Origin of the sequence: Shinella sp. AETb1-6 (genome assembly GCF_009826875.1) — a bacterium.
Taxonomy (GTDB): Bacteria; Pseudomonadota; Alphaproteobacteria; order Rhizobiales; family Rhizobiaceae; genus Shinella; species Shinella sumterensis.
In genome coordinates this window covers 156444-179015 of record NZ_WUMM01000004.1, presented here as the reverse complement: position 1 = coordinate 179015, position 22572 = coordinate 156444, and the positions used below count along the sequence as shown (strand labels likewise).

Here is a 22572-nt window from a genome sequence, read left to right as displayed (position 1 = left end):
CGTGCGGAAACCGCCGCCCGGTCAAGACGGTTCTATATCGCCGCCGCCGCCTCCGTCCAATCGAAAGTCCGCGACAAAGGGCGCAACGCAAAACGGCCGCATCGCTGCGGCCGTTTCGAAGGTCTGTTCGTCGTCGCGCTTACATATGCGCGATCGGTGCGCCCCAGCCGCCCCAGATATAGATGGAGAAGAAGAGGAACAGCCAGACGACGTCGACGAAGTGCCAGTACCAGGCGGCAGCCTCGAAGCCGAAATGCTGCTTCGGGGTGAAGTCGCCGCGCATGGCGCGGATGAGGCAGACGATCAGGAAGATCGTGCCGACCAGAACGTGGAAACCGTGGAAGCCGGTCGCCATGAAGAAGGTCGCGCCGTAGATGGAATCCTTGAAGGCGAACGGCGCATGGGCGTATTCGTAGGCCTGCACGAAGGAGAACAGCACGCCAAGCGCAACGGTGAGCGCCAGACCATTGATCAGGCCCTTGCGGTCGTTGTGCAGCAGGGCGTGGTGCGCCCAGGTCACGCAGGTGCCCGAGAGCAGCAGGATAACGGTGTTGTAGAGCGGCAGGTGCCAGGGATCGAGAACCTCGATGCCCTTCGGCGGCCAGACGCCACCGGTATATTCCGCACGGGCGGCCTGGATGGCTTCGCCGGGGAAGAGGCTGGCATCGAAGAAGGCCCAGAACCAGGCGACGAAGAACATCACTTCGGAAGCGATGAACATGATCATGCCGTAGCGCAGGTGCAGCGACACGACGCGGGTATGGTGCCCCTCATGCGCTTCCTTCACCGTGTCGGCCCACCAGGCATACATGGTGTAGAGCGTGATCAGCAGGCCGATGTAAAAGACCCACGGCGTGGCGAAGTTCAGGCCGAACAGGTGGAATGCGCCGCCCGAGAGGTAGCGCATGTAACCGATGCCGCCGAACGCCAGGACGAAGGCGCCGATGGATGCGAGCAGCGGCCACGGGCTGGGGTCGATGATGTGGTAGTCGTGTTTCTTCTGATGCGCATCGGCCATTTGACTTATCCCCGAATGTATCGCGTTCCGTTCCCGGCATAGCCGGAAACGCATGTCTTTCAAAGGTTATTCGCGTCGTCCGTCTTCACGTCCGCAGCCGCAGCCACCGGCTTCGACGCCTCTCGCGGAAAGAAGGTATAGGACAGCGTGATCGTGTGGACGCCCTTGGTCTCCACCGGCTTGACGATCTCCGGATCGACGAAGAAGACGACGGGCATTTCCATTTCCTCACCGGGCTTCAGCGTCGTCTCGGTGAAGCAGAAGCACTGGACCTTGTTGAAATAGGCCCCGGTCGCCTCGGGCGTGACGTTGAACGTCGCCTGGCCGGTTGTCGGCCTGGAAGCATTGTTGCGGGCCTTGTAGAAGACCTGCACGGTCTCGCCGATCTTCAGCTCGATCTCGCGCTGGACCGGCGTGAAGGTCCAGGGCAGGCCGGGCGCGACGTTCGCGTCGAAACGCACCTTGATCGTCTGGTCGAGAACGACGTCGGAGGCCTGCTCGACGCGCTGCGTCGTGCCGCCGTAACCTGTCACCTTGCAGAACATTTCGTAGAGCGGCACGGCGGCATAGGCCATGGCACCCATGCCGATGACGAAGGAACAGCACATGGCGACGACAGCGCCGTTGCCCATCCTGCTCTTTTCGGTCTTCTTCGGTTCGCTCATGGTCAGCCTGCCATTCCGCCGCCGAACTTGATCAGCGTGACGATATAGAACAGGACGACGAGGCCGAGAAGAACCGCGCCGAGCGCGAGGTTGCGGCCACGGCGGGCCTTCTTCTGGCTATCGGTGAGCTTTACGGTTTCCATTACAGCACCCATCCAAACGACGCGATCAGGTGGTCGAGCATGAGGCCGGAGAACACGGCGAACAGATAGACGATGGAGAAGGCGAAGAGCTTCTTGGCCGGCACCATCGCACTGTCGCCCTCCGGCATGCGCAACACGCCGATGGAATACCACACGAAGCCGAGGCCAAGCGCTGCGGCAAAGAGACCATAACCGAGGCTGGCGAAGCCGAGGAACGTCGGCACGACGGCGATCACGGCGGTGAGCACGGCGTAGACCAGGATCTGCACCTTCGTCGTCGCCTCACCTGATACGTTGGGCAGCATCGGCACGCCGACGGCCTCGTAGTCGCGCATCTTGAACAGCGCGAGCGCCCAGAAATGCGCCGGCGTCCAGAGGAAGGTGATGAGGAAGAGCACGATGCTCTCGACCGACACGCCGCCAGTGACACAGGCCCAGCCGATCATGGGGGGAAAGGCGCCGGCCGCGCCACCGATGACGATGTTCTGCGGCGTCGAGCGCTTGAGCCACATCGTGTAGATGACGGCATAGAAGAAGATGGTGAAGGCGAGCAGGCCGGCGGCAAGCCAGTTGACCACCAGGCCAAGGATACCGACCGAGAAGGCCGAGAGCGTCAGGCCGAAGGCGAGCGCTTCCTCGGGCCGGATGCGGCCGGACGGAATGGGACGCTGGGCGGTGCGGGTCATGACCGCGTCGATATCGGCGTCGTACCACATGTTGAGGGCACCGGATGCACCGGCGCCCACGGCGATACAGAGGATCGCGATGGCGCCGATGAACGGATTGATCGAACCGGGCGCAAGGACGAGGCCGGCAAAGGCCGTGAAGACGACGAGCGACATGACGCGCGGCTTCAGGAGCTCGAAGAAATCACGCGGCGACGCTTCGGAGAGGTAGACCTCGCCGCCGCCCGGAACCGTTTCGTGATGCTCGATGACCGCCATGTTGTTTCCGTATCGTTCCGTTGTCAGAGTGGGCAAGCCTCATGCCTCCCCTCCTCCGTCATCCTCGGGCTTGACCCGAGGATCCACACCCCGCGGCACGCCGGAGGATGTGGCATGGATCCTCGGGTCAAGCCCGAGGATGACGGAGAGCGGGGTTTCGGCTGCGGCTCAATGCCGGCGCCCTGCCCCGGCCTCCGCCGGTTTGCCAGTACTGAGGCCGCCGTTGCCGGCGGCCCCGATCTCAGAAGACCTTACTTGATGCGCGGAAGCTGTTCCCACTGGTGGAACGGCGGCGGCGAAGACAGCTGCCATTCCAGCGTGTTGGCACCTTCGCCCCACGGATTGTCGCCGGCGACGCGCTTCTTGGCGAAGGCTTCGAAGACGCCGAAGAGGAAGATCAGCACGCCGACGCCTGCGATATACGAACCGTAGGACGACACCGCGTTCCAGCCGGCAAAGGCATCCGGGTAGTCGATGTAGCGGCGCGGCATGCCGGCGAGGCCGAGGAAGTGCTGCGGGAAGAACACCAGGTTCACGCCGATGAACATGACCCAGAAGTGCAGCTTGCCGATGAACTCGGAGTACATGTAGCCGCTCATCTTCGGGAACCAGTAGTACCAGGCTGCGAAGATGGCGAAGACGGCGCCGAGCGACAGAACGTAGTGGAAGTGCGCAACCACGTAGTAGGTGTCGTGCAGGGCACGGTCGAGGCCGGCATTGGCGAGCTGGACGCCCGTGACGCCGCCGACGGTGAACAGGAAGATGAAGCCGATCGCCCAGACCATCGGGGTCGTGAAGCGGATCGAGCCGCCCCACATCGTCGCGATCCACGAGAAGATCTTGATGCCCGTCGGGATGGCGATGACCATCGTGGCGAACACGAAGTAGCGCTGCGTGTCGAGCGACATGCCGACCGTGTACATGTGGTGCGCCCACACGACGAAGCCGACGGCGCCGATGGCGACCATGGCATAGGCCATGCCGAGGTAGCCGAAGATCGGCTTGCGCGAGAAGGTGGACACGATGTGGCTGATGATGCCGAAACCGGGCAGGATCAGAATGTACACTTCCGGGTGGCCGAAGAACCAGAACAGGTGCTGGAAGAGGATCGGGTCACCGCCGTTTTCCGGCGCGAAGAAGGCCGTGCCGAAGTTGCGGTCGGTCAGCAGCATGGTGATGCCGCCTGCCAGAACCGGCAGCGAAAGCAGGAGCAGGAAGGCGGTGATCAGAACCGACCAGGCGAAGAGCGGCATCTTGTGCAGCGTCATGCCCGGAGCGCGCATGTTCAGGATCGTGGTGATGAAGTTGATCGCACCGAGGATCGAGGACGCGCCGGCAATGTGCAGGCCGAGGATCACCAGGTCCATCGCGGGACCGGGCTGGCCGGCTGTCGAGAACGGCGGATAGATCGTCCAGCCGCCGCCTGCGCCATAGGCACCCGCCGGGCCTTCGACGAACATCGAAAGCAGCACCAGCAGGAAGGCCGGGATGATGAGCCAGAAGGAGATGTTGTTCATGCGCGGGAACGCCATGTCAGGCGCGCCGATCATGATCGGGACCATCCAGTTGGCGAAGCCGCCGATCAGCGCGGGCATGACCATGAAGAAGATCATGATGAGCGCGTGCGCCGTCGTGAAGACGTTGAACATGTGCTTGCCGCCATCGATGGCAGCGTCGCCCTCGAAGCCGTAGACCATCTGCGCCAGACCGTGGAAGATCTGGATGCCGGGCTCCTGGAGCTCCATGCGCATGAAGATCGACAGCGTGCCGCCGATGATGCCCGCACAGATCGCGAAGATGAGGTAGAGGGTGCCGATATCCTTGTGGTTGGTCGACAGGAACCAACGCTGGAAGAAAGTAAGCGGCTTGTGTTCGTGGTGATCGTGGTGATCGCCGTGGGCAGCGGATGTTCCGGCCATGGATCTGACTCCCTAGGTATTACTGCGCGGCGTTCTGGGCGACGTCTACGGACTTGGCCGCACCGTCGACAGACGCCATCAGGGCCTTGTTTGCCTCGCCGACATTCGTCGCGGCGGCAGCAAGCCAGGTATCGAACTTTTCCTGCGAAACGACGCGGATGGCGATCGGCATGAACGCGTGGTCCTTGCCGCAGAGCTCGGAACACTGGCCGTAGAACAGGCCCTCGCGCTCGGCCTTGAACCAGGTCTCGTTCATGCGGCCCGGCACGGCGTCGATCTTCACGCCGAAGGACGGCATGGCGAAAGCGTGGATCACGTCGCCGGCGGTGACGAGGAGACGGACATGCTTGCCGACGGGAACGACGACTTCGTTGTCGACGGCCAGGAGGCGCGGATAGACGGACTTGTCTTCCTTGCCGGCGGCCGCGCGGTCGTTGTCATGCAGAAGCAGGCTGTCGAAGGAGACCGGGTTGTCGCCGACCTGGTACTCGTAACCCCAATACCACTGGAAACCCGTGGCCTTGATGGTCAGTTCCGGCTCTTCCGTGGGAGCGAGCTGCTTGGTCAAGAGCTGGAAGGAGGGAACGGCGAGGAACAGGAGAATGACGACCGGGCCGAGCGTCCAGAGCACCTCGATAGCCGTGTTGTGGCTGGTCTTGGACGGCACCGGGTTCTTGCTTTCGCGGAACTTGACGACGACGATGATGAGCAGGAGGAGAACGAACAGGGTGATCGGAACGATGAACCACAATGTGTACTGCTCGAACCAGCGAATTTCCTCCATGATCGGAGTCGCGGCGGGCTGAAGGCCCTTCTGCCAGTCGAACGGCTGATCAGCGAAGGCGGTCGAAGCAAAGAGCAGACAGCCGAGAGCGGCCAGACCTGCAAAAGCTTTGTTTTTCACAACGTATCTCCCCAAGGCGTTTGATCGGGATCAAACAGACGCGCAGAATCCCTGCTATACTGAGTGCTTAAAATCATAGTTTCATGTCCGCCGCAACCGCCATGGGGATGCCCCCGTGCGGCATTTTTGCGCAAACGCAAAGACATGGGGCCACTCCCCACAGTTTCTTCACATTTGTCTATAGCATGAAAGGTTTGGCAGCGGCGAGCCTGCTTCGGCCGGCCTAACCGTGCGACGCTTGGGGCAGCAGACACGCATTATTAAATAAAGAGTGGCGGATGGCGCGAAACTGCGCGATCGCGTCCAATTTCCGCCTTCAATCAATCGGAAAGCAGCGGCCGGGGCTTTTCATTTCGCCGCCGGCTATTCAAAGATAGCCCGACTGATTCGAGATTCCGAGGTTTTCATGGGTTTCACTCCCCTCTCCCGGCTGTCACGGGCGGCGTTCGGCCTTGCCGTCTTCGCGCTCGGCGCCACGGCACTCCCTTCCCTATCCGCAGCGCAGCAGCCCGGAACGGTGAAATCCAACCATGGCGCCTGGTCGATCGTCTGCGACCAGCCGGCCGGCGCATCCGGCGAGCAGTGCGCTCTCATGCAGAACGTGCTGGCAGAGGACCGGCCGGAGCTCGGCCTTTCCGTCGTCGTGCTCAAGACGGCCGACCGCAAGGCGAAGATCCTGCGCGTTCTCGCCCCGCTCGGCGTGCTGCTGCCAAACGGCCTCGGCCTCAATGTCGACGGCAAGGATATCGGCCGCGCCTATTTCGTGCGCTGCTTCGCCGATGGCTGCTATGCCGAGGTGGTGCTGGAAGACGAGCTGCTCAAGACCTTCCGCTCCGGTGCGACGGCGACCTTCATCGTCTTCCAGTCTCCCGAAGAAGGCATCGGCATCCCGGTCGATCTCAAGGGCTTCGGCGAAGGCTACGACGCGCTGCCGTAAGCCTTCCGCCGCGGGCTTGCCGCCCGCCGCCGGGGAACTTACATGAGCCCCGTCCACCATTGCTTGCGGAGCCCGCCATGAACACCGACCTTCTCTCCCTCTTCGATGCCGACGAGGCGACGGTGCAGGCCGTTCTGCGGGAAACGCTCAAGGGCGCCGATGACGGCGAGCTGTTCATCGAGCATGCCCAGGCCGAATCATTGTCCTTCGACAACGGCCGTCTGAAGGGCGGCAGCTTCAACACCGACCAGGGTTTCGGGTTGCGCGCCGTGGCGGGCGAAGCCGTCGGCTACGCCCATTCCGGTGAGATGAGCCTGTCGGCGCTGAAGCGCGCAGCCGATGCCGCCGGCGCCGTCGCGCGCGGCTATTCCGGTGATTACGCCGCCGCACCGCAGGGCACCAACCGGCAGCTCTACAGCCCCGACAATCCTATCGGCGCGCCGACCTTCGAGGAGAAGGTGGCGCTCCTGACCGAGATCGACGCCTATCTGCGCGCCAAGGACCCGAAGGTGCGGCAGGTCACGGCCTCGGTTGCCGCCAGTTGGCAGGTCGTCAACATTCTGCGCGCCGACGGCCATCGCGTCAGCGATGTGCGCCCGATGACGCGCATCAACATTTCCGTCGTGGTGGGTGACGGCGACCGGCAGGAGACCGGCAGCTTCGGCACCGGCGGTCGCACCACCTTCGATGCCTTCCTGACCGAGGAAAGCTGGCACGCCGGCGCCGACGAAGCACTGCGTCAGGCGCTCGTCAATCTCGGGGCCGTCGAGGCCCCGGCCGGCACGATGGATGTCGTGCTCGCCAATGGCTGGCCGGGCGTGATGCTGCATGAGGCCGTCGGCCACGGGCTAGAGGGCGATTTCAACCGCAAGAAGACCTCCGCCTTCGCCGGTCTGATGGGCGAGCAGGTCGCCGCCAAAGGCGTCACGGTCGTCGACGACGGCACCATCGACAACCGCCGCGGCTCGATCACCGTCGACGACGAGGGCACGCCTTCGGCCTACAACGTGCTGATCGAGGACGGCAAGCTCGTGGGCTACATGCAGGACCGGCAGAATGCCCGGCTGATGGGCATGAAGGCGACCGGCAACGGCCGCCGGCAGGGTTATGCCTACCGCCCCATGCCGCGCATGACCAACACCTACATGCTCTCCGGCGACAAGACGCCGGACGAGATCATCGCCTCCGTCAAGAACGGCATCTACGCCGTTTCCTTCGGCGGCGGGCAGGTGGACATCACCTCGGGCAAGTTCGTCTTCGGCTGCACCGAGGCCTATCTCATCGAGAACGGCAAGGTGACGGCGCCGGTCAAGGGCGCCATGCTGATCGGCAACGGACCGGACGCCATGCGCCGCGTCTCGATGATCGGCAACGACACCAAGCTCGACACCGGTATCGGCAATTGCGGCAAGGCCGGCCAGTGGGTGCCGGTCGGCGTCGGCCAGCCGCATCTGCGCATGGACCAGATCACGGTGGGCGGGACGAAGGCCTGATTTTTCTGGGCCAGTCGGGCGACGCCATCACGTTCCACCCGACGCCGCAATCCTCTGCAACAACCACTGCCGGAAGGCGCGCGCTTCCGGCGAGAGGCGCTTGAAGCTGCGCGCGACCAGCCAGTAGGCGCCGTGGCGGATCGACAGGTCGAACGGCTGCACGATCCGGCCGGCGGCAATGTCCTCGGCGGCCAGGAAGCGATCGACCAGCGCGACGCCGTGGCCGCGCAGCACGGCCTGAAGCACCAGGTTTCCTTCCGCGAAGATCTGCGCGCGGCCAAGCGGCACGCCTTCCACACCGGCGGCGGAAAACCAGCGCTCCCAGACGCTGCGGTTTTCCTCATGCAACAGGGTATGCGCCAGAAGATCGGCGGGTTTCCGCAACGGCGGGCCGGATGCGAGAAGCGCCGGCGCGATCACCGGCACCATATCGACCTCGACGACAAGATCGGCTTCCGTACGCGGCCAGGCCTTCGCATCCATGCCATGGCGAATGGCGATTTCCGCTTCGTGGGTGCGAAATTCGATGAGCCGCATGTCGGAATCGATGGCGACGTCGATCTCGGGGTGCCCAGCGCGGAAATCCTCCAGATGCGAGACCAGCCAGCAGGCCGCAAAGGATGGCTCGGCACTGATTTCCAGGAGTCCCCCACCGCGTCGGCCGCGGATTTCCGAGAGGCTCGTGTCCATGGCATCGAAGGAGCGGGAGAGCACGTCGAGCAGGCTGCGGCCCGCCGCCGTCAGCCGCACGCTGCGGTGGCGGCGCTCGAAAAGCGGCTTGCCCAGTTCCGCCTCCAGTTCCTTGACCTGCCGGCTGACGGCGGCCTGCGAGACGGAAAGCTCATCGGCGGCAAGCGTGAAGCTGCCGAGCCGTCCCGCCGCCTCGAAACTCCGCATTGCCGTCAGGGGCAGCCGTCCGCGCTTCATTGCATAACCTCAAGTCATTCGAAATCGACGATAAACTCGTTTGAGGCAGACAGGCAAGCGGGCGGACAATCCATGCACATTCAACGCATGGAGCACGAACACATGTTCGACACCCTTCTCGACATCGCCATGGAAGTGGTTCGCCTTCTCACCTTCCAGCCGGGTCGCGCGCCGCCGGTGCGCCGCAGGAAAGCCCCTGTTAACCACTCGGATACCGGCCCGGTGCGATAACGACCGCTCGAAATGATGCGGAAAGACCGAAACGACATGCCGATCCGAAATGCCATGCGACAGAGGCTGAAGCGCGCCGTCATCACGGGCGGGCTGGAGTTCGCGCACCTGGCCGAACGGGTCGGGCTGATGTCCTCGGCCCGCGGCATGGGGGCGATCTTCACGCTGCATCACGTCCGGCCGAAGACGCCACAGAGATTCGATCCCAATGCGCATCTGGAAATCACGCCCGAATTCCTCGATACGGCCATCCGGCGCCTGACGGAGGAAGGCTATCAGTTCGTCGCGCTTGCCGACATGCCGGCGCGGCTCGCCATCGCGCGCGCCGGCGAGCGTTTCGCCGCCTTCACGCTCGACGACGGCTATCGCAACAATGCCGTCCATGCCCAGCCGGTCTTCACGCAGCACAGGGTGCCGTTCACCGTCTTCGTCGCGCCCGGCTTTGCCGGCAAGACGCATGGTATCTGGTGGGAGACGCTGACCGACCTTCTGCGCGCCGTGCCGCATCTCGAATTCGACTTCGGCTCCGGCCCGGTCACTCTGCCGCTCGCAACACCCATCCAGAAACAGGCCGCCTTCGACCGCTTCGCGCGCTTCATCCATTCCGAGAAGGACGAGGCATCCGCGATCGACCGGCTCGATGCGGTAGCGAAGGCGCATGGCGTGGAGCCGCTCATGATCACCGAGCGGCTCGTCATGCGCGAACCCGAGCTGAAAAGCCTCGTGCTCAACCCGCTTGCCGCCATCGGCGCGCATACGATCAGCCACCGGGCGCTGGCGCGCCTGAGCGACGAGGAGGCGCGCGCGGAGATCGACCTTTCGGCCGAACGCATCGCCGCCATCATCGGTCGCCGGCCGGAGACCCTCGCCTATCCCTACGGCGACAGGCCGTCCGTCTCGCCGCGCGAGCACCGTCTGGCGAAGGAACTCGGCTTCCGCGTCGCCGTGACGACGGAGCCCGGCACGCTCTCGGCCCGCTCCTTCGACACGCCGACGTCGCTGCCGCGCATCTCGCTCAACGGCCTGTACCAGAAGCCGAAATATGTGGGCGCGCTGGCCTCGGGCATTCCCTTCCGGCTGATGCGGCGCTGACGATCAGGGATACATGCGAACCTTCGTCCAGCCCGCGCCGTCTTCCGTGCGGCGGAACTCCACCCGGTCGTGCAGGCGGAAGGGGCGGTCGTGCCAGAACTCGATCGAGGCGGGTTTCAGGCGGAAGCCGGACCAGTGCGGCGGCCGCGGGATCTCGCCGATCGCGTAGCGCGCGGTGTATTCCGCCACCGCCTTCTCCAGCGCGAAGCGGCTTTCCAGCGGCCGCGACTGCTTGGAAGCCCAGGCGCCGATGCGGCTGCCGCGCGGACGCGAGGCGTAATATTCGTCGGCCTCCGCATCGCTCACCACCTCGATATCGCCGCGAATGCGGATCTGTCGGCGCAGCGTCTTCCAGTGGAAGCACATGGCGGCCTTGCGGGCAAAGAGAAGTTCCTCGCCCTTCCGGCTTTCGAAATTGGTGTAGAACACGAAGCCGCGCTCGTCGAAGCCCTTGAGCAGGACCATGCGCACATTGGGCATGCCCGTCGCGTCGACCGTGGAGAGCGCCAGCGCGTTGGCATCGTTGAGCTCGGTCTTGCCGGCATCGTCCAGCCATTGGCCGAAAAGGATGTAGGGTTCGTTTTCCTCGGTGAAGTCACCGCTTGTTAACGCATTGTCACTCATATTTAACTCAATGCCGATCTATCTAGCTGTATGAGGCAGGCTGGAGTGAAAGACATAACAAAAACGCGACCGTACACAAAGCGATACTGGGTGCGCGGCCTTGGGGTTCTTGCCGTCATGATGTCCGGCACCGTCCTTTCCGGCTGCATGAGCGGCCTTGACCTGTTTTCCGACAGCAAGGTCGACACGTCGCTGCGCACCAGCACCGTATCCAACGGCAACACGGAACGTCTGACCGACGAGATCACCGTGCGCAACGCCGTGTCGTCCGCAGACCTCGCCCGCACCGGCGGCAACGCGATCCCGTGGGCGAATTCCGCCTCCGGCAGCGCCGGCGTCATCAGTTCCATCGCCGAGAACCAGGACCGGTCCGGCCGCACCTGCCGGGATTTCGTGACCACGAAACATTCCTACCAGGGCATCGCCAACTTCACCGGCCGCACCTGCATGGGCAATTCCGGCGAGTGGATGCTCCTGGCCTTCGACCGCCAGGGATAACACTTTCTAAACCCTGATCCGTAAGGGCCGATTAGGACGTTCGCCACTACCATGGCGCCACAACGGAAACGGGTAGAAGTTATGCGTGATCCCTATTCGATCCTCGGCGTGAAACGCAGCGCCGGGCAAGAGGAAATCAAGGCGGCCTGGCGCTCGCTCGCGAAAGCCGTGCATCCCGACCAGAATCACGACGATCCGCTCGCCACCGTGCGCTTCACCGAGGCCGGCCGCGCCTACGACCTGTTGCGCGATCCCGACAAGCGCAGCCGCTACGACCGCCAGCAGCGCGAGGCGGAAATGCGCCGCATGGAGCAGATGCGCCGCCAGCAGGCCGAGCGCAAGGCACGCAGCGAGCCGCCGCGCGCCGGCAACGAGGACGCGGAGGACATGATCGCCCGCATCTTCGGCGTCGATTCGCGAAATGCGCAGGCCGATGCCGGCGCGCAGCCGCGCCCGCAACAGCAGGCCCAGCCGCAGCAGACCCAATCGAACGCCGCGCCCGCGCAGGATGCCCGCAAGGCCGCGGACGAGAGCGACGAGGCCAATACCGCACCCGCCGCAGCGCCGGGCGCCACTCTCATTTCGGCAATTCTTCGCCGTATCCGCGGCAGCCGCGCCAAGATGGACAAGGCGCCCGATCTCGTCACGGATGTCAGCGTCTCCGTCGAGGACATCCTGAACAAGGTGCGCCCGACCATCGAGACGCCGGAAGGCCAGACGATCCGCATTCCCGTCGGCGCCGGCACGACGGACGGCCAGGTGATCCGCCTCAAGGAGGCCGGTTACCGCATGGAGGGCCTGCGCCGCGGCGATGTCGTCGCCACCGTGCGTGTGACGCCCGGCCGTTTCCGCGTCGACGGCTTCGATCTCAAGGTCGACCTGCCCGTCACGATCGAAAACGCGGTCCTCGGCTGCGAAACGACCATCGAAGGGCCGCTCGGTCCCCTTTCCGTGACGGTTCCGGAATGGTCCGGCTCGGACCAGACGATCCGCATTCCGGGCGAAGGCCTGATCATGGAGAACGGCGAACGCGGCGATCTCGTTGCCGAAATCCGCCTTCTTCTGTGGGACAAGCCGGACGCGAGGATGATCGACCTGATGCGCTCCCAGCGCGAAGGCCTCTACCTTTAAAACGATTTGTGACGATGCGGTGAAACATGCACCCATTGTTACGAATGCTAACAGTTCCTGAACCCGAGCGCGCTTGAACCGCATAGCCGCCTATGCCATAGGCAGTCTCGACTTTAGTTTCAGGGGGCATTCCATGGTTCAGGCATCTGGTCTGATGAAGGGCAAGCGCGGCGTCATCATGGGCGTCGCCAACAACCGTTCCATCGCCTGGGGCATCGCAAAAGCCATCCACGCACAGGGCGCCGAGATCGCCTTCACCTATCAGGGCGATGCGCTGAAGAAGCGCGTCGAGCCGCTGGCCGCCGAAATCGGCGCCGTCCTGGCCGGTGACTGCGACGTGTCCGACGAGGCATCCATCGATGCCGTCTTCGACAATGTCGAAAAGATGTGGGGCAAGATCGACTTCCTCGTGCACGCCATCGGCTTTTCCGACAAGGACGAGCTGACCGGCCGCTACGTGGATACGACGCCGGGCAACTTCGCCAAGACCATGCAGATCTCGGTCTATTCCTTCACGTCGGTCGCCCGCCGTGCGGAAAAGCTGATGACCGATGGCGGCTCGATGCTGACGCTGACCTATTACGGCGCCGAGAAGGTCATGCCGAACTACAACGTGATGGGCGTCGCCAAGGCTGCGCTGGAAGCCAGCGTGAAGTATCTGGCGGTCGATCTCGGCCCGCAGAACATTCGCGTCAACGCCATCTCGGCCGGCCCGATCAAGACGCTTGCGGCCTCGGGCATCGGCGACTTCCGCTACATCCTCAAGTGGAACGAGTACAACGCGCCGCTGCGCCGGACCGTCACCATCGAGGAAGTGGGCGATGTCGGCCTCTACCTGCTGTCGGACCTGTCGCGTTCGGTCACCGGCGAGACGCATCACGCCGACAGCGGCTACCACGTCATCGGCATGAAGGCGGTGGACGCGCCCGACATTTCCGTCGTCAAGGACTGACGCAGGGTTTTCAGCTTGCTCATTTACATGATCCGACACGGCCAGACCGCGTGGAACGCAGAGGGCAGGCTGCAAGGCCAGAAAGACATTCCGCTCAACGAGACCGGCCGCAAGCAGGCGGCCGGCAACGGTCTGGCCCTCAAGGGCTTGCTCGGCGACACCGTGTCCGATTTCGACTTCGTGGCAAGCCCGCTCGGGCGCACGCGCGAGACCATGGAGATCCTGCGCGGCGCCATGGGCCTCGATCCCCTCGCCTATCGCACCGATCCGCGCCTCGTCGAAGTGTCCTTCGGCGATTGGGAGGGCTTCACGCTTCCCGAACTCAAGGAAAGCACGCCGGAGCGGGTCGAGGAACGCGCCCGTGCGAAGTGGAACTTCATCCCGCCCGGCGAAGCGGCGGAGAGCTACGAAATCCTCTGCTGGCGCATCGGCTCATGGCTCGCCGACGTGACGAAGCCGACGGTCTGCGTCAGCCATGGCGGCGTTTTCCGCGCCGCTTTCCGGCTCAATGGCATGGATGAGGAAGAGGCGGCCAACACGCCGATCCATCAGGATCGCATCCTGCGCATCGACGCCGCCGGCATGCACTGGCTGTGAGGCAGGGCCTTACTGAACGACCTCAAGGTCGTTGATGACGCGCTTGCCGTCGACTTCCGTGTAGAACACCACGACTTTCACGCCCGGTGCCAGACCCTCGAAGTTGAATTCTTCTGGCGCCTGATACTTCTTGCCGTCATCCAGCGACAGGCTGAGACTGTTCGTATCGACACCGGTGATCGTCGCCTCGACATCCGCGCTTTCGGCGGATGCGGCAAGCGGCGACAGGAAGGTGGCCATGGCCATCAGCGCGGCGATCATCAAACGCATTCTGCGAACCCCTGGAAATGAATCAGTCCTCTTGCTGGCCACGTCAGATGCTCCCCAAATATGGCGAAATTCGCCCGCTTTTTGACTGCCCGTGACATGGATGGCCGGAAAGGCAGTGCGAATCAAGGCTCCCGCCGGCATCATCCCCGCTATTATCGGCAGCCCTGCCGGCATCCGCGCCGCGTCAACGCCGCCTGGAGCCGAAAAGCCCGGAATTCCAGCCGCTCATAAAGGCTATCTTAAGGGAAGACACCCTATTTTCCCTCGATAAACGAGGGCTTGCGCGTTGCCATCGACTGCCTCCATTCGCCACCGCATCGCATCCATCGCAGAATGGGCGCGGCCGTCACTCGTTCCCGCCGCAATCGCAGGCTGCGTCATTTTCGCTGCGACCGTCTTCTACGAGCGGCAGAACGAGCAGGTCTATCGCAACGACCTCCAGATGCGCGTATCCGGCGATCTCGCCCTGACGGTCGCGCGGCTGCGCAGCGAGATGAACAGCGACGCGGCCGCCCTGCGCAGCGTCGCGAACATGATCTCCGTCGCAACGGGCCATGCGGCGGAGCAGTTCAGTGGCATTGCCGGTCGGCTGATGCTGCAGAACCGCCATATCCGCCGCATCGGCCTCGCGCCCGACAGCAAGGTCAGCCATGCCTTTCCGACAAGCGGCAACGAGCGGTATCTCGGCACCAATTTCAATCGTTTCCCCTCCTTTCGCCACGCGGTGCAAAGCGAGCGCGGCCTTGCCGAACCCCGGATCTTCGGGCCCGTGGAATTCGCCAAGGGTGGCCGGGGCTTCAACCTCTTCGTTCCTGTCTTCACGCAGGTCGGCGGGCGGCAGCACCTGTGGGGTTATGTCGATGGCGTGATCGACGAGCGCAAGCTGCTCATCGATGCCGGCCTGATCACCGAAGGCCAGCGCGTGCGGCATGGAATCTCGCAACACGCCACGGACATGGAGCTGGCGATCCGCGACGTCAGCGTGCCCGACAACATCAACGATCCCTTCTTCGGCAATGCCGAGGTTTTCGAAAGCGATCCGGTGGTGCAGGTTCTGAGCTTTCCCGGCGGCAGGTGGGAAGTGGGGGCGATCCCCGCGCAGGGCTGGCACCATCCGCCGGAAAACCTGGCGCAGATCCGCCTCACCGCTCTCGCCAGCGCGCTGGTCATCATCATACCGATCTTCCTGACCGGCGGCCTCATTTCCGAACGCCAGCGCAACCTCGCCCGGCTCCGGGCCCGTGACCGGCAGGTGCAGACGCTTTCGCAGCGTCTCGACATCGCGCTCGACGCCTCCAAGATCGGCATATGGGAATACGATTTCATGAGCGGCGCCCGCCAGTGGGACGCCCAGATGCATCGCCTGCACGGCTTCTCGCAAAGCGTGGCGCTTACCGACGATCTCTGGAACGCCGCGTTGCATCCCGACGATATCGCACCCACACTGGCCCAGATGGAACTGATCCGCGCGGGCGCGAGCGATTACCGCGCGCAGTACCGCATCCGCATGCCGGACGGGTCATGGCGGCACATCCGAAGCATCGGCTCGCGCCTGGCGGCCCCGAACGGCAGCGAGACGCTGACCGGCATCTGCTGGGACGTCACCGAGGACGTCCTGCTGAACGAGGCCCTGAAGACGGCCAAGGAGCAGACCGAGGTGCAGAATGCCGAGCTGGCGCGCCTCACGCAACGTCTCGACCTCGCGCTCGACGCCTATCAGTGCGGCCTGTGGGAAAGCGATCTCGAAGACGGGTTGACGCTTTGGGACGAGCGCATGCACCAGCTCTACGGCGTTCCCAATACCGGCGAGCGCATTCCGCGCGCGGTCTGGCTGGCCGCGCTTCATCCGGACGATCGGGCAGAGGCTCTTCGCAAGGTGGCGGACACCACGCAGAGAGGCCTGCCTTACATGCGTACCGCCCGTGTCCTGCTGCCCGGCGGAAACATCCGTTACGTCCAGTCGGTCGGCAAGCTGCATGTCGAGGATGGCCGGCGCAAACTGGTCGGCCTTGCCTTCGACGTGACCGAAGACGTTCACATGACCGAAAGCCTAAAGGAGGCCAAGGAGCGCTCCGAGCGGCAGAATGCCGAATTGGAGCAGACGACCCGGCGCCTCGATCTGGCGCTCGATTCCTACCAGTGCGGCATGTGGGAAGCGGATCTGGATGGCGGACGCACCTTCTGGGACGTGCGCATGCACCAGCTCTACGGCCTTACCTTCACCGACGGCATCGTGACGCGCGAGGCATGGCTCGCCGCGATACACCCGGATGACCGCGACGCGATCGTGGACAATGTCGACCGGTGCACGGCGCTGGAGCAACCCTATGTGAACGAGGCGCGCGTCGTGCTGTCCAACGGCGAGCTCCGTCACGTCCGCTCGGTGGGCAAGGTTCACCATGGGCATGGCGGCAGCCGCAAGCTGATCGGGCTTGCCTTCGACGTGACCGAGGACGTGGTGCTGCGCGACCACCTCAAGGCCGCCAAGGCGCAGGCCGACGCCAAGAACATCGAACTGGAACAGGCGCGGGTGCGCATCGAGCACAATGCGCTGCACGATCCGCTGACCGGGCTCGGCAACCGCCGCAAGCTCGACGACGTGCTGACGGCGATCTCCAAAAGCAGCGAGACGGACGAGGCACAGGTCGCCATCCTGCATATCGATCTCGACCGCTTCAAGCAGATCAACGACACGCTGGGCCACGCCGCCGGCGACGCGCTGCTCGTTCACGCCTCGCAGATGCTATCCGTCTCAACGCGCGAAAACGACCTCGTCGCCCGCATCGGCGGCGACGAATTCGTCGTCGTGGTTTCCGACACCACCGATGAGAATTATCTGAGCGGACTTGCGCGCCGCATCATCGCCCTCATGCAGCAGCCCGTCGATTACGAAGGCCATCTCTGCCGCTTCGGCGTGAGCATCGGCATCGCGTTTGCATCAGGACAGGCCATCGACACGGCGAAGCTGCTGGTCAACGCCGATATCGCGCTTTATCGGGCCAAGGCGCTCGGCCGCAACCGCCACGAATTCTTCACCGAGACGCTGCAGGCGGAGATCATCTCGACCAAGCGCATCGCCGACGACATTCTCGCCGGCATCGAGAACAACGAATTCGTGCCCTACTACCAGCCGCAGATCGATGCCGGCACGCTGAAGCTTGCCGGCGCGGAGGCGCTGATCCGCTGGAACCACCCGCGCGATGGCCTGCTGACGCCCGATCGCTTCCTCAAGATCGCCGAAGACCTCAACGTCATGGCGACGCTCGACCGGATCGTGCTGGAAAAGGCGCTGCTGGATTGCGCGCGCTGGGCGGCCAAGGGCCTGATCATGCCCAAGGTGTCGGTCAACGTCTCGGCCCGGCGCCTGCGCGACGAGAGCCTGATCGACAGCCTCACCGGCCTGTCGATCCAGCCCGGCCAGCTCTCCTTCGAACTCGTGGAATCCATCTTCCTCGACGAGAGCGACGACGTGGTTCTCTCCAACCTCGCGCGCATCAAGGCGCTCGGCATCGACATCGAGATCGACGATTTCGGCACCGGGCACACCTCCATCGTGAGCCTGCTCAAGCTGAAGCCCAAGCGGCTGAAGATCGACCGGCAGCTCGTCTCCCCCATTCTCAAGTCGCGAAACGAGCAGGCGCTGGTGCGCTCGATCATCGAGATCGGCCGCTCGCTCGGCATCGAGATCGTCGCGGAAGGCGTGGAAACGATGCAGCATGCCGAGATGCTCAGCATGCTCGGCTGCGATCTTCTGCAAGGTTATGCCTTCGCAAAGCCGCTGTCGCGCGATGCGTTTCTCGCCTTCAGCACGGAGATGCGCTGGAAGATGGCATCGTAGGGCGCGTGAAACCCTTGTCCCGGCCGTGCCTTTTCCACTAAGAGAAGGCACACTTTCCTATCGGTCCGGTTCCGCTCATGTCGCACAACACTTTCGGTCATCTCTTCCGCGTCACCACCTGGGGCGAAAGCCATGGGGTAGCGCTCGGCTGCGTGGTGGACGGCTGCCCTCCCGGCATCCGCTTCACGCTTGCCGAAATCCAGGCGTGGCTCGACAAGCGCAAGCCGGGGCAGTCGCGTTTCGTGACGCAGCGCCGCGAGGACGACCTCGTCAAGGTGCTCTCCGGCGTGATGCTGGATGACGACGGCGAGACCATGATCACGACCGGCACCCCCGTCTCCATGCTGATCGAGAACACCGACCAACGCTCCAAGGATTATGGCGAGATCGCGCGGCGCTATCGGCCCGGCCATGCCGACTATACCTATGACATCAAATACGGCATCCGCGACTACCGCGGCGGCGGACGCTCCTCCGCCCGCGAGACGGCCGCGCGCGTCGCGGCCGGCGGCCTTGCCCGCAAGGTCGTGCCTGGGCTGACCGTGCGCGCCGCGCTGGTGCAGATCGGCAAGCACAGGATCGACCGCAACAACTGGGACTGGAACGAGGTCGGCAACAACCCGTTCTTCGCGCCCGACCCGGCCATCGTGCCCGTCTGGGAAGACTATCTCGACGGCATCCGCAAGGCGGGTTCCTCCGTGGGCGCCGTCGTGGAAGTCGTGGCCGAGGGCGTGCCCGCCGGCATCGGCGCGCCGATCTACGCCAAGCTCGACCAGGACATCGCCTCGCTTCTCATGTCGATCAACGCCGTGAAGGGCGTGGAGATCGGCGAGGGCTTCGCCTCGGCGGAACTCACCGGCGAGGAGAATGCCGACGAGATGCGCATGGGCAATGACGGTAACCCGATCTTCCTGTCGAACCATGCCGGCGGCATTCTCGGCGGCATCTCGACCGGCCAGCCGGTCGTGGCGCGCTTTGCCATCAAGCCGACCTCCTCCATCCTCACCGAGCGCCGTTCCATCGATGCCGACGGCAACAATGTCGACGTGCGCACCAAGGGCCGGCACGATCCCTGCGTGGGCATCCGCGCCGTGCCGATCGGCGAAGCCATGGTCGCCTGTGCGATCGCCGATCATTACCTGCGCGACCGCGGCCAGACCGGACGCCTGGCGTAACGGGGCGGCCATCCTGGCAGCGGGATGAGGGGCCGTTACGCGCCCTCGCCCTGCCAGCCGTCCAGATAGCGCACGTCCTCGACGCCCGCGAACCGGGCCACGCGCGCCAGTTCCGCCTCCAGCCGCTCCAGCCGCCCGGCGGAACCGCGGACCTTCGGTTCCCACCACAGGCGCCGGACGGCGAGAACGCCCGCCTTGCGGTCGGCCTTCATGTCGATCCGGCCGACGAGGCGATCGCCCTCGAGCAGCGGGAAGACATAGTAGCCATATTGCCGCTTCGGCTCCGGCACGAAGATTTCGATGCGGTAGAAATAGCCGAAAAGACGCTCCGTGCGGTTGCGGTCCCGGATCAGCGGATCGAAGGGCGAGAGGACGCGCAGGCGCGCAGGCGGCTCGGGCACATCACGCAGGCTTTCGGCCGAATGCGCGAAGGCATAGGCGGCACGCGGCTTGCCGCCATCGGCGGTCTCGATCAAGACCTGACGCAGCTCCGCCTTGTTGGCATCGACCCAGGCCTTCGCTTCCTCCGGCGTGACCAGCGCCCAGAAGGCGGCGATTTCGCCGTGGGTGGCAAAACCCAGCCGTTCCAGCGCGCTGCGGCAGGCCCAGTCGATGAAGACGTCATGCTCGACTGCGGGTTCATGGTGGTGCTGCGGCAGGACACGCTCGGCGAGATCATAGACCTTCTGGAAATTCTCGCGCCGCGCGATGGCCAGCTTGCCGGTGTGCCAGAGATATTCGAGCGCCGTCTTGTTCGGATGCCAGTTCCACCAGCCGCCGGACTTGTGATCCTCCACCTTGAGGTCGCGCGACATCACCGCCCCGCTTTCTGCGATGCGCCGGTAGGTCTCCTCGAAAGTCGCGTCGAACCCCTCGCCCTGCCATTTGCGCCAGTTCGCCAGGATGGACGCTTCCTTGCGGCGGAAACGATGCTTCCAGTAGCGGAAGAAGGCGCTGGGAATGATGGAGGCGTCATGCGTCCAGTGCTCGAAGAGCTCGCCATCCTTCTCCAGGAGTTCGGCAAGGTGCTCGCGCCGGTAGGTCTGGTTGCGCGAGAAGAGGATCTGGTGATGCGCCCGTTCGACGGTGGCGATGCTGTCCACCTGCACGAAACCGATATCGTGGATGAGCTGAAGCAGCCCCGTCTTGCCCAGCGCACGGCCGGGCGGGCTGCTCAGCCCCTGTCGCGAAAGGAAGATGCGCCGGGCCTCGGCATTGGAAAGCAGAATCGTCATGGCCGGATCATAGACACATATTCCCTGTTTGTTCCACCCGGTTTTCTTTGCGCCCCGTCATGTTATAGGTCCCGTCGACTTTCGCGAACCGGGAACCTGCTCTTGGACATCGTCTTTTCCGCCGCCACGGTGGCCTATGGCGCGCGCATCGCGCTCCAGCCGCTGACGCTCACGCTGTCCGAACGGCGCATCGGCGTCGTCGGCCTCAACGGATCGGGCAAGACCACCATGGCGCGGCTGATCAACGGCCTCGTCAAGCCGACCGCCGGCACGGTGACGGTCGACGGGCTCGACACCGTTACGGACGAAGTGGCGGCGCGCGGAAAGACCGGCTTCATCTTCCAGAACCCGCAACACCAGATGATCCTGCCGATCCTTGCCGAGGACATCGCCTTCGGGCTGAAGAACCGCAAGCTCAGCAAGGCGGAGATCGCCGGGAAGACCGACGCCATCCTTTCCCGCTTCGGCATTTCGCATCTCGCCCGCCGGCGCGTGCATGAGCTTTCCGGCGGCGAGACGCAGCTTGGCGCCATTGCCAGCGTGCTCGTCACCGGGCCCGACCTGCTGATCCTCGACGAGCCGACCAACCAGCTCGACCTGAAGAACCGCGGGCTGATCGAGCGCACCATCGCCGGCCTGCCCGAACAGGTGCTCGTCATCAGCCACGACCTCGCTTTGCTCGAAAGCTTCGACCGCGTGCTGGTGTTCCACGAAGGCCGGCTTGCCGCCGATGATACGCCGTCGAACGCCATCGCCGCCTACCGGAATCTGGCCTCATGCTGAACGGGCTCGACATCGAGGGCAACTCGCCGCTGCACCGCCTGCCGGTGCGCGGCAAGCTCATCCTGCTGTTTACCGCCGCGATCCTGCTCCTGCTGATCTCGGATTTGCGTATTCTCGTGCCCGCGATGGCGCTGGCCGCCCTTCTTTACCTCTCGACCGGCATCGGGCTTGGGGAAGCCTTCCGACGCACGCGCTTCGTGCTGTTCACGGTGCTGCTCGTCGCACTCGCGAACTATCTGTTCCATTCGTTGCACGAGGCGCTCGTCGTGTTCTGCCGGCTGTCGGCGCTGGTGTTGCTGGCCGCCGCGGTGACGGCGACGACGGGCATTTCCGCCTTCATGGACGAGATCACGCGGCTGATTACCCCGCTCGAACGCTTCGGCTTCGTGCGGGCGGCCGATGTCAGTCTGGCGGTGGGCCTCGTCATCCGCTTCGTGCCGGAAATCTTCGCGCGCTACGGCGAGATTGCCGATGCGCACAGGGCGCGCGGCCTGCGTGTGCGGCCGCTTACGGTGCTCGTCCCGCTGATCATCCTGACGCTGAAGGATGCCGACACGATCGCCATGGCGATTGACGCCCGCGGTTTTCGGCGGCACTAAACCTTCTCTTTACCGTTTTTGGGGATTCGGACGTGACCACAAGAGACATCGTGCTTGTTGCCCTCTTCGCCGCCATCATGGTGGTTCTCGGCCTGCTGCCGCCGATCACGCTCGGCTTCATTCCCGTGCCGATCACGGCACAATCGCTCGGCCCGATGCTCGCGGGATGCATTCTCGGGGCGCGGCGCGGTGCCGCTGCCATGTTGCTGGTGCTTCTTCTCGTCGCCATCGGCCTTCCGGTGCTTTCGGGTGGCCGCGGCGGGCTCGCAGTCTTTGCAGGACCGAGTGCCGGTTATATCTTCGGCTGGGTGGTCGGCGCTTTCGTCTGCGGCCTGATCTCAGAACGTCTCGTGAAGGAAGACCAGTCGGAACTGTCGCAGTTCCTGTCCTTTCTCCTGGCGTCGGTCGTCGGCGGCATCGGCATCGTCTATCTCTTCGGCATGCCGTGGCTCGCCTATATGAGCGGCAAGGCCTTTTTCGAAACGGCGGCCGCCTCGCTGGTCTTCCTGCCGGGCGACCTGATCAAGGCGTTCGTCGCCATGCTTGCCGCGCGCGCGGTGCTTGCCGGCTATCCGCTTCTGCCGCAGCGCGCCTGAG

The 22572-nt window shown here is 64.2% G+C and carries 23 protein-coding genes; 13 read left to right on the top strand and 10 right to left on the bottom strand.

Annotation, left to right across the window (positions count from 1 at the left end; genetic code table 11):
• Positions 1-139 precede the first annotated feature (139 nt).
• The 6 genes from GR158_RS08635 to coxB all read right to left on the bottom strand — a co-directional run bounded on the left by GR158_RS08635 (position 140) and on the right by coxB (position 5593).
• Positions 140-1018 (bottom strand): cytochrome c oxidase subunit 3, encoded by an 879-nt coding sequence (locus GR158_RS08635; RefSeq protein ID WP_134648877.1) that lies wholly within the window; start codon positions 1016-1018, stop codon positions 140-142.
• Positions 1019-1077: 59 nt separating this feature from the next.
• Positions 1078-1683 (bottom strand): cytochrome c oxidase assembly protein, encoded by a 606-nt coding sequence (locus tag GR158_RS08630; protein ID WP_160870762.1) that lies wholly within the window; start codon positions 1681-1683, stop codon positions 1078-1080.
• A gap of 2 nt (positions 1684-1685) precedes the next feature.
• Complete coding sequence (locus tag GR158_RS25080) at positions 1686-1826, bottom strand: hypothetical protein (protein ID WP_134648879.1); 141 nt, start codon at positions 1824-1826, stop codon at positions 1686-1688.
• Complete coding sequence (locus tag GR158_RS08625; protein ID WP_160870761.1) at positions 1826-2770, bottom strand: heme o synthase; 945 nt, start codon at positions 2768-2770, stop codon at positions 1826-1828. The genes GR158_RS25080 and GR158_RS08625 overlap by 1 nt, the downstream gene beginning before the upstream one ends.
• 251 nt (positions 2771-3021) lie before the next feature.
• Positions 3022-4689, bottom strand: a complete 1668-nt coding sequence (ctaD, locus tag GR158_RS08620) for a cytochrome c oxidase subunit I (protein ID WP_134648880.1) — start codon at positions 4687-4689, stop codon at positions 3022-3024.
• Between the two features lie 19 nt (positions 4690-4708).
• Entirely contained in the window at positions 4709-5593 is an 885-nt protein-coding gene (coxB, locus tag GR158_RS08615; protein WP_134648881.1) for a cytochrome c oxidase subunit II, read from the bottom strand.
• Positions 5594-5999: 406 nt separating this feature from the next.
• Between coxB and GR158_RS08610 the strand changes: the two genes are divergently transcribed.
• Entirely contained in the window at positions 6000-6530 is a 531-nt protein-coding gene (locus tag GR158_RS08610; RefSeq protein ID WP_134648882.1) for an invasion associated locus B family protein, read from the top strand.
• A 77-nt stretch (positions 6531-6607) separates the two neighbouring features.
• The gene (tldD, locus tag GR158_RS08605; RefSeq protein ID WP_160870760.1) at positions 6608-8023 is read left to right on the top strand and encodes a metalloprotease TldD; all 1416 of its coding nucleotides are present in this window, start codon (positions 6608-6610) and stop codon (positions 8021-8023) included.
• A gap of 27 nt (positions 8024-8050) precedes the next feature.
• Here tldD and GR158_RS08600 read toward each other — a convergent pair whose 3' ends face one another.
• Positions 8051-8950 carry a LysR substrate-binding domain-containing protein gene (locus GR158_RS08600; protein ID WP_160870759.1) on the bottom strand — a complete coding sequence of 300 codons (900 nt, stop codon included), beginning with the start codon at positions 8948-8950 and terminating at the stop codon, positions 8051-8053.
• A 72-nt stretch (positions 8951-9022) separates the two neighbouring features.
• On the opposite strand from GR158_RS08600, the gene GR158_RS08595 reads away from it, so the two are divergent.
• Positions 9023-9181: a hypothetical protein gene (locus GR158_RS08595; protein WP_160870758.1), complete on the top strand. Its 159-nt coding sequence runs from the start codon at positions 9023-9025 to the stop codon at positions 9179-9181.
• Between the two features lie 54 nt (positions 9182-9235).
• Positions 9236-10273: a polysaccharide deacetylase family protein gene (locus GR158_RS08590; protein WP_246665589.1), complete on the top strand. Its 1038-nt coding sequence runs from the start codon at positions 9236-9238 to the stop codon at positions 10271-10273.
• Between the two features lie 3 nt (positions 10274-10276).
• Here the strand turns inward: GR158_RS08590 and pdxH are convergent, their stop codons facing one another.
• On the bottom strand, positions 10277-10897 hold the full coding sequence (gene pdxH, locus GR158_RS08585; RefSeq protein WP_160870756.1) for a pyridoxamine 5'-phosphate oxidase: 621 nt from the start codon (positions 10895-10897) through the stop codon (positions 10277-10279).
• 90 nt (positions 10898-10987) lie between these two features.
• Between pdxH and GR158_RS08580 the strand changes: the two genes are divergently transcribed.
• The 4 genes from GR158_RS08580 to GR158_RS08565 all read left to right on the top strand — a co-directional run bounded on the left by GR158_RS08580 (position 10988) and on the right by GR158_RS08565 (position 14075).
• On the top strand, positions 10988-11395 hold the full coding sequence (locus tag GR158_RS08580) for an RT0821/Lpp0805 family surface protein (RefSeq protein WP_230640128.1): 408 nt from the start codon (positions 10988-10990) through the stop codon (positions 11393-11395).
• Positions 11396-11476: 81 nt separating this feature from the next.
• A complete protein-coding gene (locus GR158_RS08575; protein ID WP_160870755.1) occupies positions 11477-12526 on the top strand; it encodes a DnaJ C-terminal domain-containing protein in 1050 nt (349 codons plus the stop codon).
• A gap of 133 nt (positions 12527-12659) precedes the next feature.
• The gene (gene fabI / locus GR158_RS08570) at positions 12660-13478 is read left to right on the top strand and encodes an enoyl-ACP reductase FabI (RefSeq protein WP_134648888.1); all 819 of its coding nucleotides are present in this window, start codon (positions 12660-12662) and stop codon (positions 13476-13478) included.
• A 15-nt stretch (positions 13479-13493) separates the two neighbouring features.
• Complete coding sequence (locus GR158_RS08565) at positions 13494-14075, top strand: histidine phosphatase family protein (protein ID WP_160870754.1); 582 nt, start codon at positions 13494-13496, stop codon at positions 14073-14075.
• Between the two features lie 9 nt (positions 14076-14084).
• Here the strand turns inward: GR158_RS08565 and GR158_RS08560 are convergent, their stop codons facing one another.
• Entirely contained in the window at positions 14085-14345 is a 261-nt protein-coding gene (locus tag GR158_RS08560; RefSeq protein WP_134648890.1) for a DUF1344 domain-containing protein, read from the bottom strand.
• A 286-nt stretch (positions 14346-14631) separates the two neighbouring features.
• Between GR158_RS08560 and GR158_RS08555 the strand changes: the two genes are divergently transcribed.
• Both GR158_RS08555 and aroC read left to right on the top strand, forming a co-directional pair.
• On the top strand, positions 14632-18183 hold the full coding sequence (locus GR158_RS08555; protein WP_160870753.1) for an EAL domain-containing protein: 3552 nt from the start codon (positions 14632-14634) through the stop codon (positions 18181-18183).
• Between the two features lie 77 nt (positions 18184-18260).
• Positions 18261-19358 carry a chorismate synthase gene (gene aroC, locus GR158_RS08550; RefSeq protein WP_134648892.1) on the top strand — a complete coding sequence of 366 codons (1098 nt, stop codon included), beginning with the start codon at positions 18261-18263 and terminating at the stop codon, positions 19356-19358.
• Between the two features lie 35 nt (positions 19359-19393).
• Here the strand turns inward: aroC and GR158_RS08545 are convergent, their stop codons facing one another.
• A complete protein-coding gene (locus tag GR158_RS08545) occupies positions 19394-20593 on the bottom strand; it encodes a winged helix-turn-helix domain-containing protein (protein WP_160870752.1) in 1200 nt (399 codons plus the stop codon).
• A 102-nt stretch (positions 20594-20695) separates the two neighbouring features.
• Between GR158_RS08545 and GR158_RS08540 the strand changes: the two genes are divergently transcribed.
• From GR158_RS08540 to GR158_RS08530, 3 genes are read left to right on the top strand one after another with little or no spacing between them, the layout of a single operon-like run.
• Entirely contained in the window at positions 20696-21376 is a 681-nt protein-coding gene (locus GR158_RS08540; RefSeq protein WP_160870751.1) for an energy-coupling factor ABC transporter ATP-binding protein, read from the top strand.
• Positions 21370-21975 carry an energy-coupling factor transporter transmembrane protein EcfT gene (locus GR158_RS08535; protein ID WP_202402204.1) on the top strand — a complete coding sequence of 202 codons (606 nt, stop codon included), beginning with the start codon at positions 21370-21372 and terminating at the stop codon, positions 21973-21975. The genes GR158_RS08540 and GR158_RS08535 overlap by 7 nt, the downstream gene beginning before the upstream one ends.
• 32 nt (positions 21976-22007) lie before the next feature.
• Positions 22008-22571, top strand: coding sequence for a biotin transporter BioY (locus GR158_RS08530; protein ID WP_160870750.1), 564 nt, complete (start codon positions 22008-22010; stop codon positions 22569-22571).
• Position 22572 lies beyond the last annotated feature (1 nt).

Excerpts from the sequence above, each read along its gene's own strand:
- GR158_RS08625 (WP_160870761.1), bottom strand. The coding sequence starts at position 2,770 with ATGGCGGTCATCGAGCATCACGAAACGGTTCCGGGCGGCGGCGAGGTC.
- ctaD (WP_134648880.1), bottom strand. The coding sequence starts at position 4,689 with ATGGCCGGAACATCCGCTGCCCACGGCGATCACCACGATCACCACGAA.
- GR158_RS08560 (WP_134648890.1), bottom strand. The coding sequence starts at position 14,345 with ATGCGTTTGATGATCGCCGCGCTGATGGCCATGGCCACCTTCCTGTCG.
- GR158_RS08545 (WP_160870752.1), bottom strand. The coding sequence starts at position 20,593 with ATGACGATTCTGCTTTCCAATGCCGAGGCCCGGCGCATCTTCCTTTCG.
- GR158_RS08635 (WP_134648877.1), bottom strand. The coding sequence starts at position 1,018 with ATGGCCGATGCGCATCAGAAGAAACACGACTACCACATCATCGACCCC.
- tldD (WP_160870760.1), top strand. The coding sequence starts at position 6,608 with ATGAACACCGACCTTCTCTCCCTCTTCGATGCCGACGAGGCGACGGTG.
- GR158_RS08575 (WP_160870755.1), top strand. The coding sequence starts at position 11,477 with ATGCGTGATCCCTATTCGATCCTCGGCGTGAAACGCAGCGCCGGGCAA.
- GR158_RS08610 (WP_134648882.1), top strand. The coding sequence starts at position 6,000 with ATGGGTTTCACTCCCCTCTCCCGGCTGTCACGGGCGGCGTTCGGCCTT.
- aroC (WP_134648892.1), top strand. The coding sequence starts at position 18,261 with ATGTCGCACAACACTTTCGGTCATCTCTTCCGCGTCACCACCTGGGGC.
- GR158_RS08590 (WP_246665589.1), top strand. The coding sequence starts at position 9,236 with ATGCGACAGAGGCTGAAGCGCGCCGTCATCACGGGCGGGCTGGAGTTC.
- GR158_RS08630 (WP_160870762.1), bottom strand. The coding sequence starts at position 1,683 with ATGAGCGAACCGAAGAAGACCGAAAAGAGCAGGATGGGCAACGGCGCT.
- fabI (WP_134648888.1), top strand. The coding sequence starts at position 12,660 with ATGGTTCAGGCATCTGGTCTGATGAAGGGCAAGCGCGGCGTCATCATG.
- pdxH (WP_160870756.1), bottom strand. The coding sequence starts at position 10,897 with ATGAGTGACAATGCGTTAACAAGCGGTGACTTCACCGAGGAAAACGAA.
- GR158_RS08595 (WP_160870758.1), top strand. The coding sequence starts at position 9,023 with ATGCACATTCAACGCATGGAGCACGAACACATGTTCGACACCCTTCTC.
- GR158_RS25080 (WP_134648879.1), bottom strand. The coding sequence starts at position 1,826 with ATGGAAACCGTAAAGCTCACCGATAGCCAGAAGAAGGCCCGCCGTGGC.
- GR158_RS08600 (WP_160870759.1), bottom strand. The coding sequence starts at position 8,950 with ATGAAGCGCGGACGGCTGCCCCTGACGGCAATGCGGAGTTTCGAGGCG.
- GR158_RS08535 (WP_202402204.1), top strand. The coding sequence starts at position 21,370 with ATGCTGAACGGGCTCGACATCGAGGGCAACTCGCCGCTGCACCGCCTG.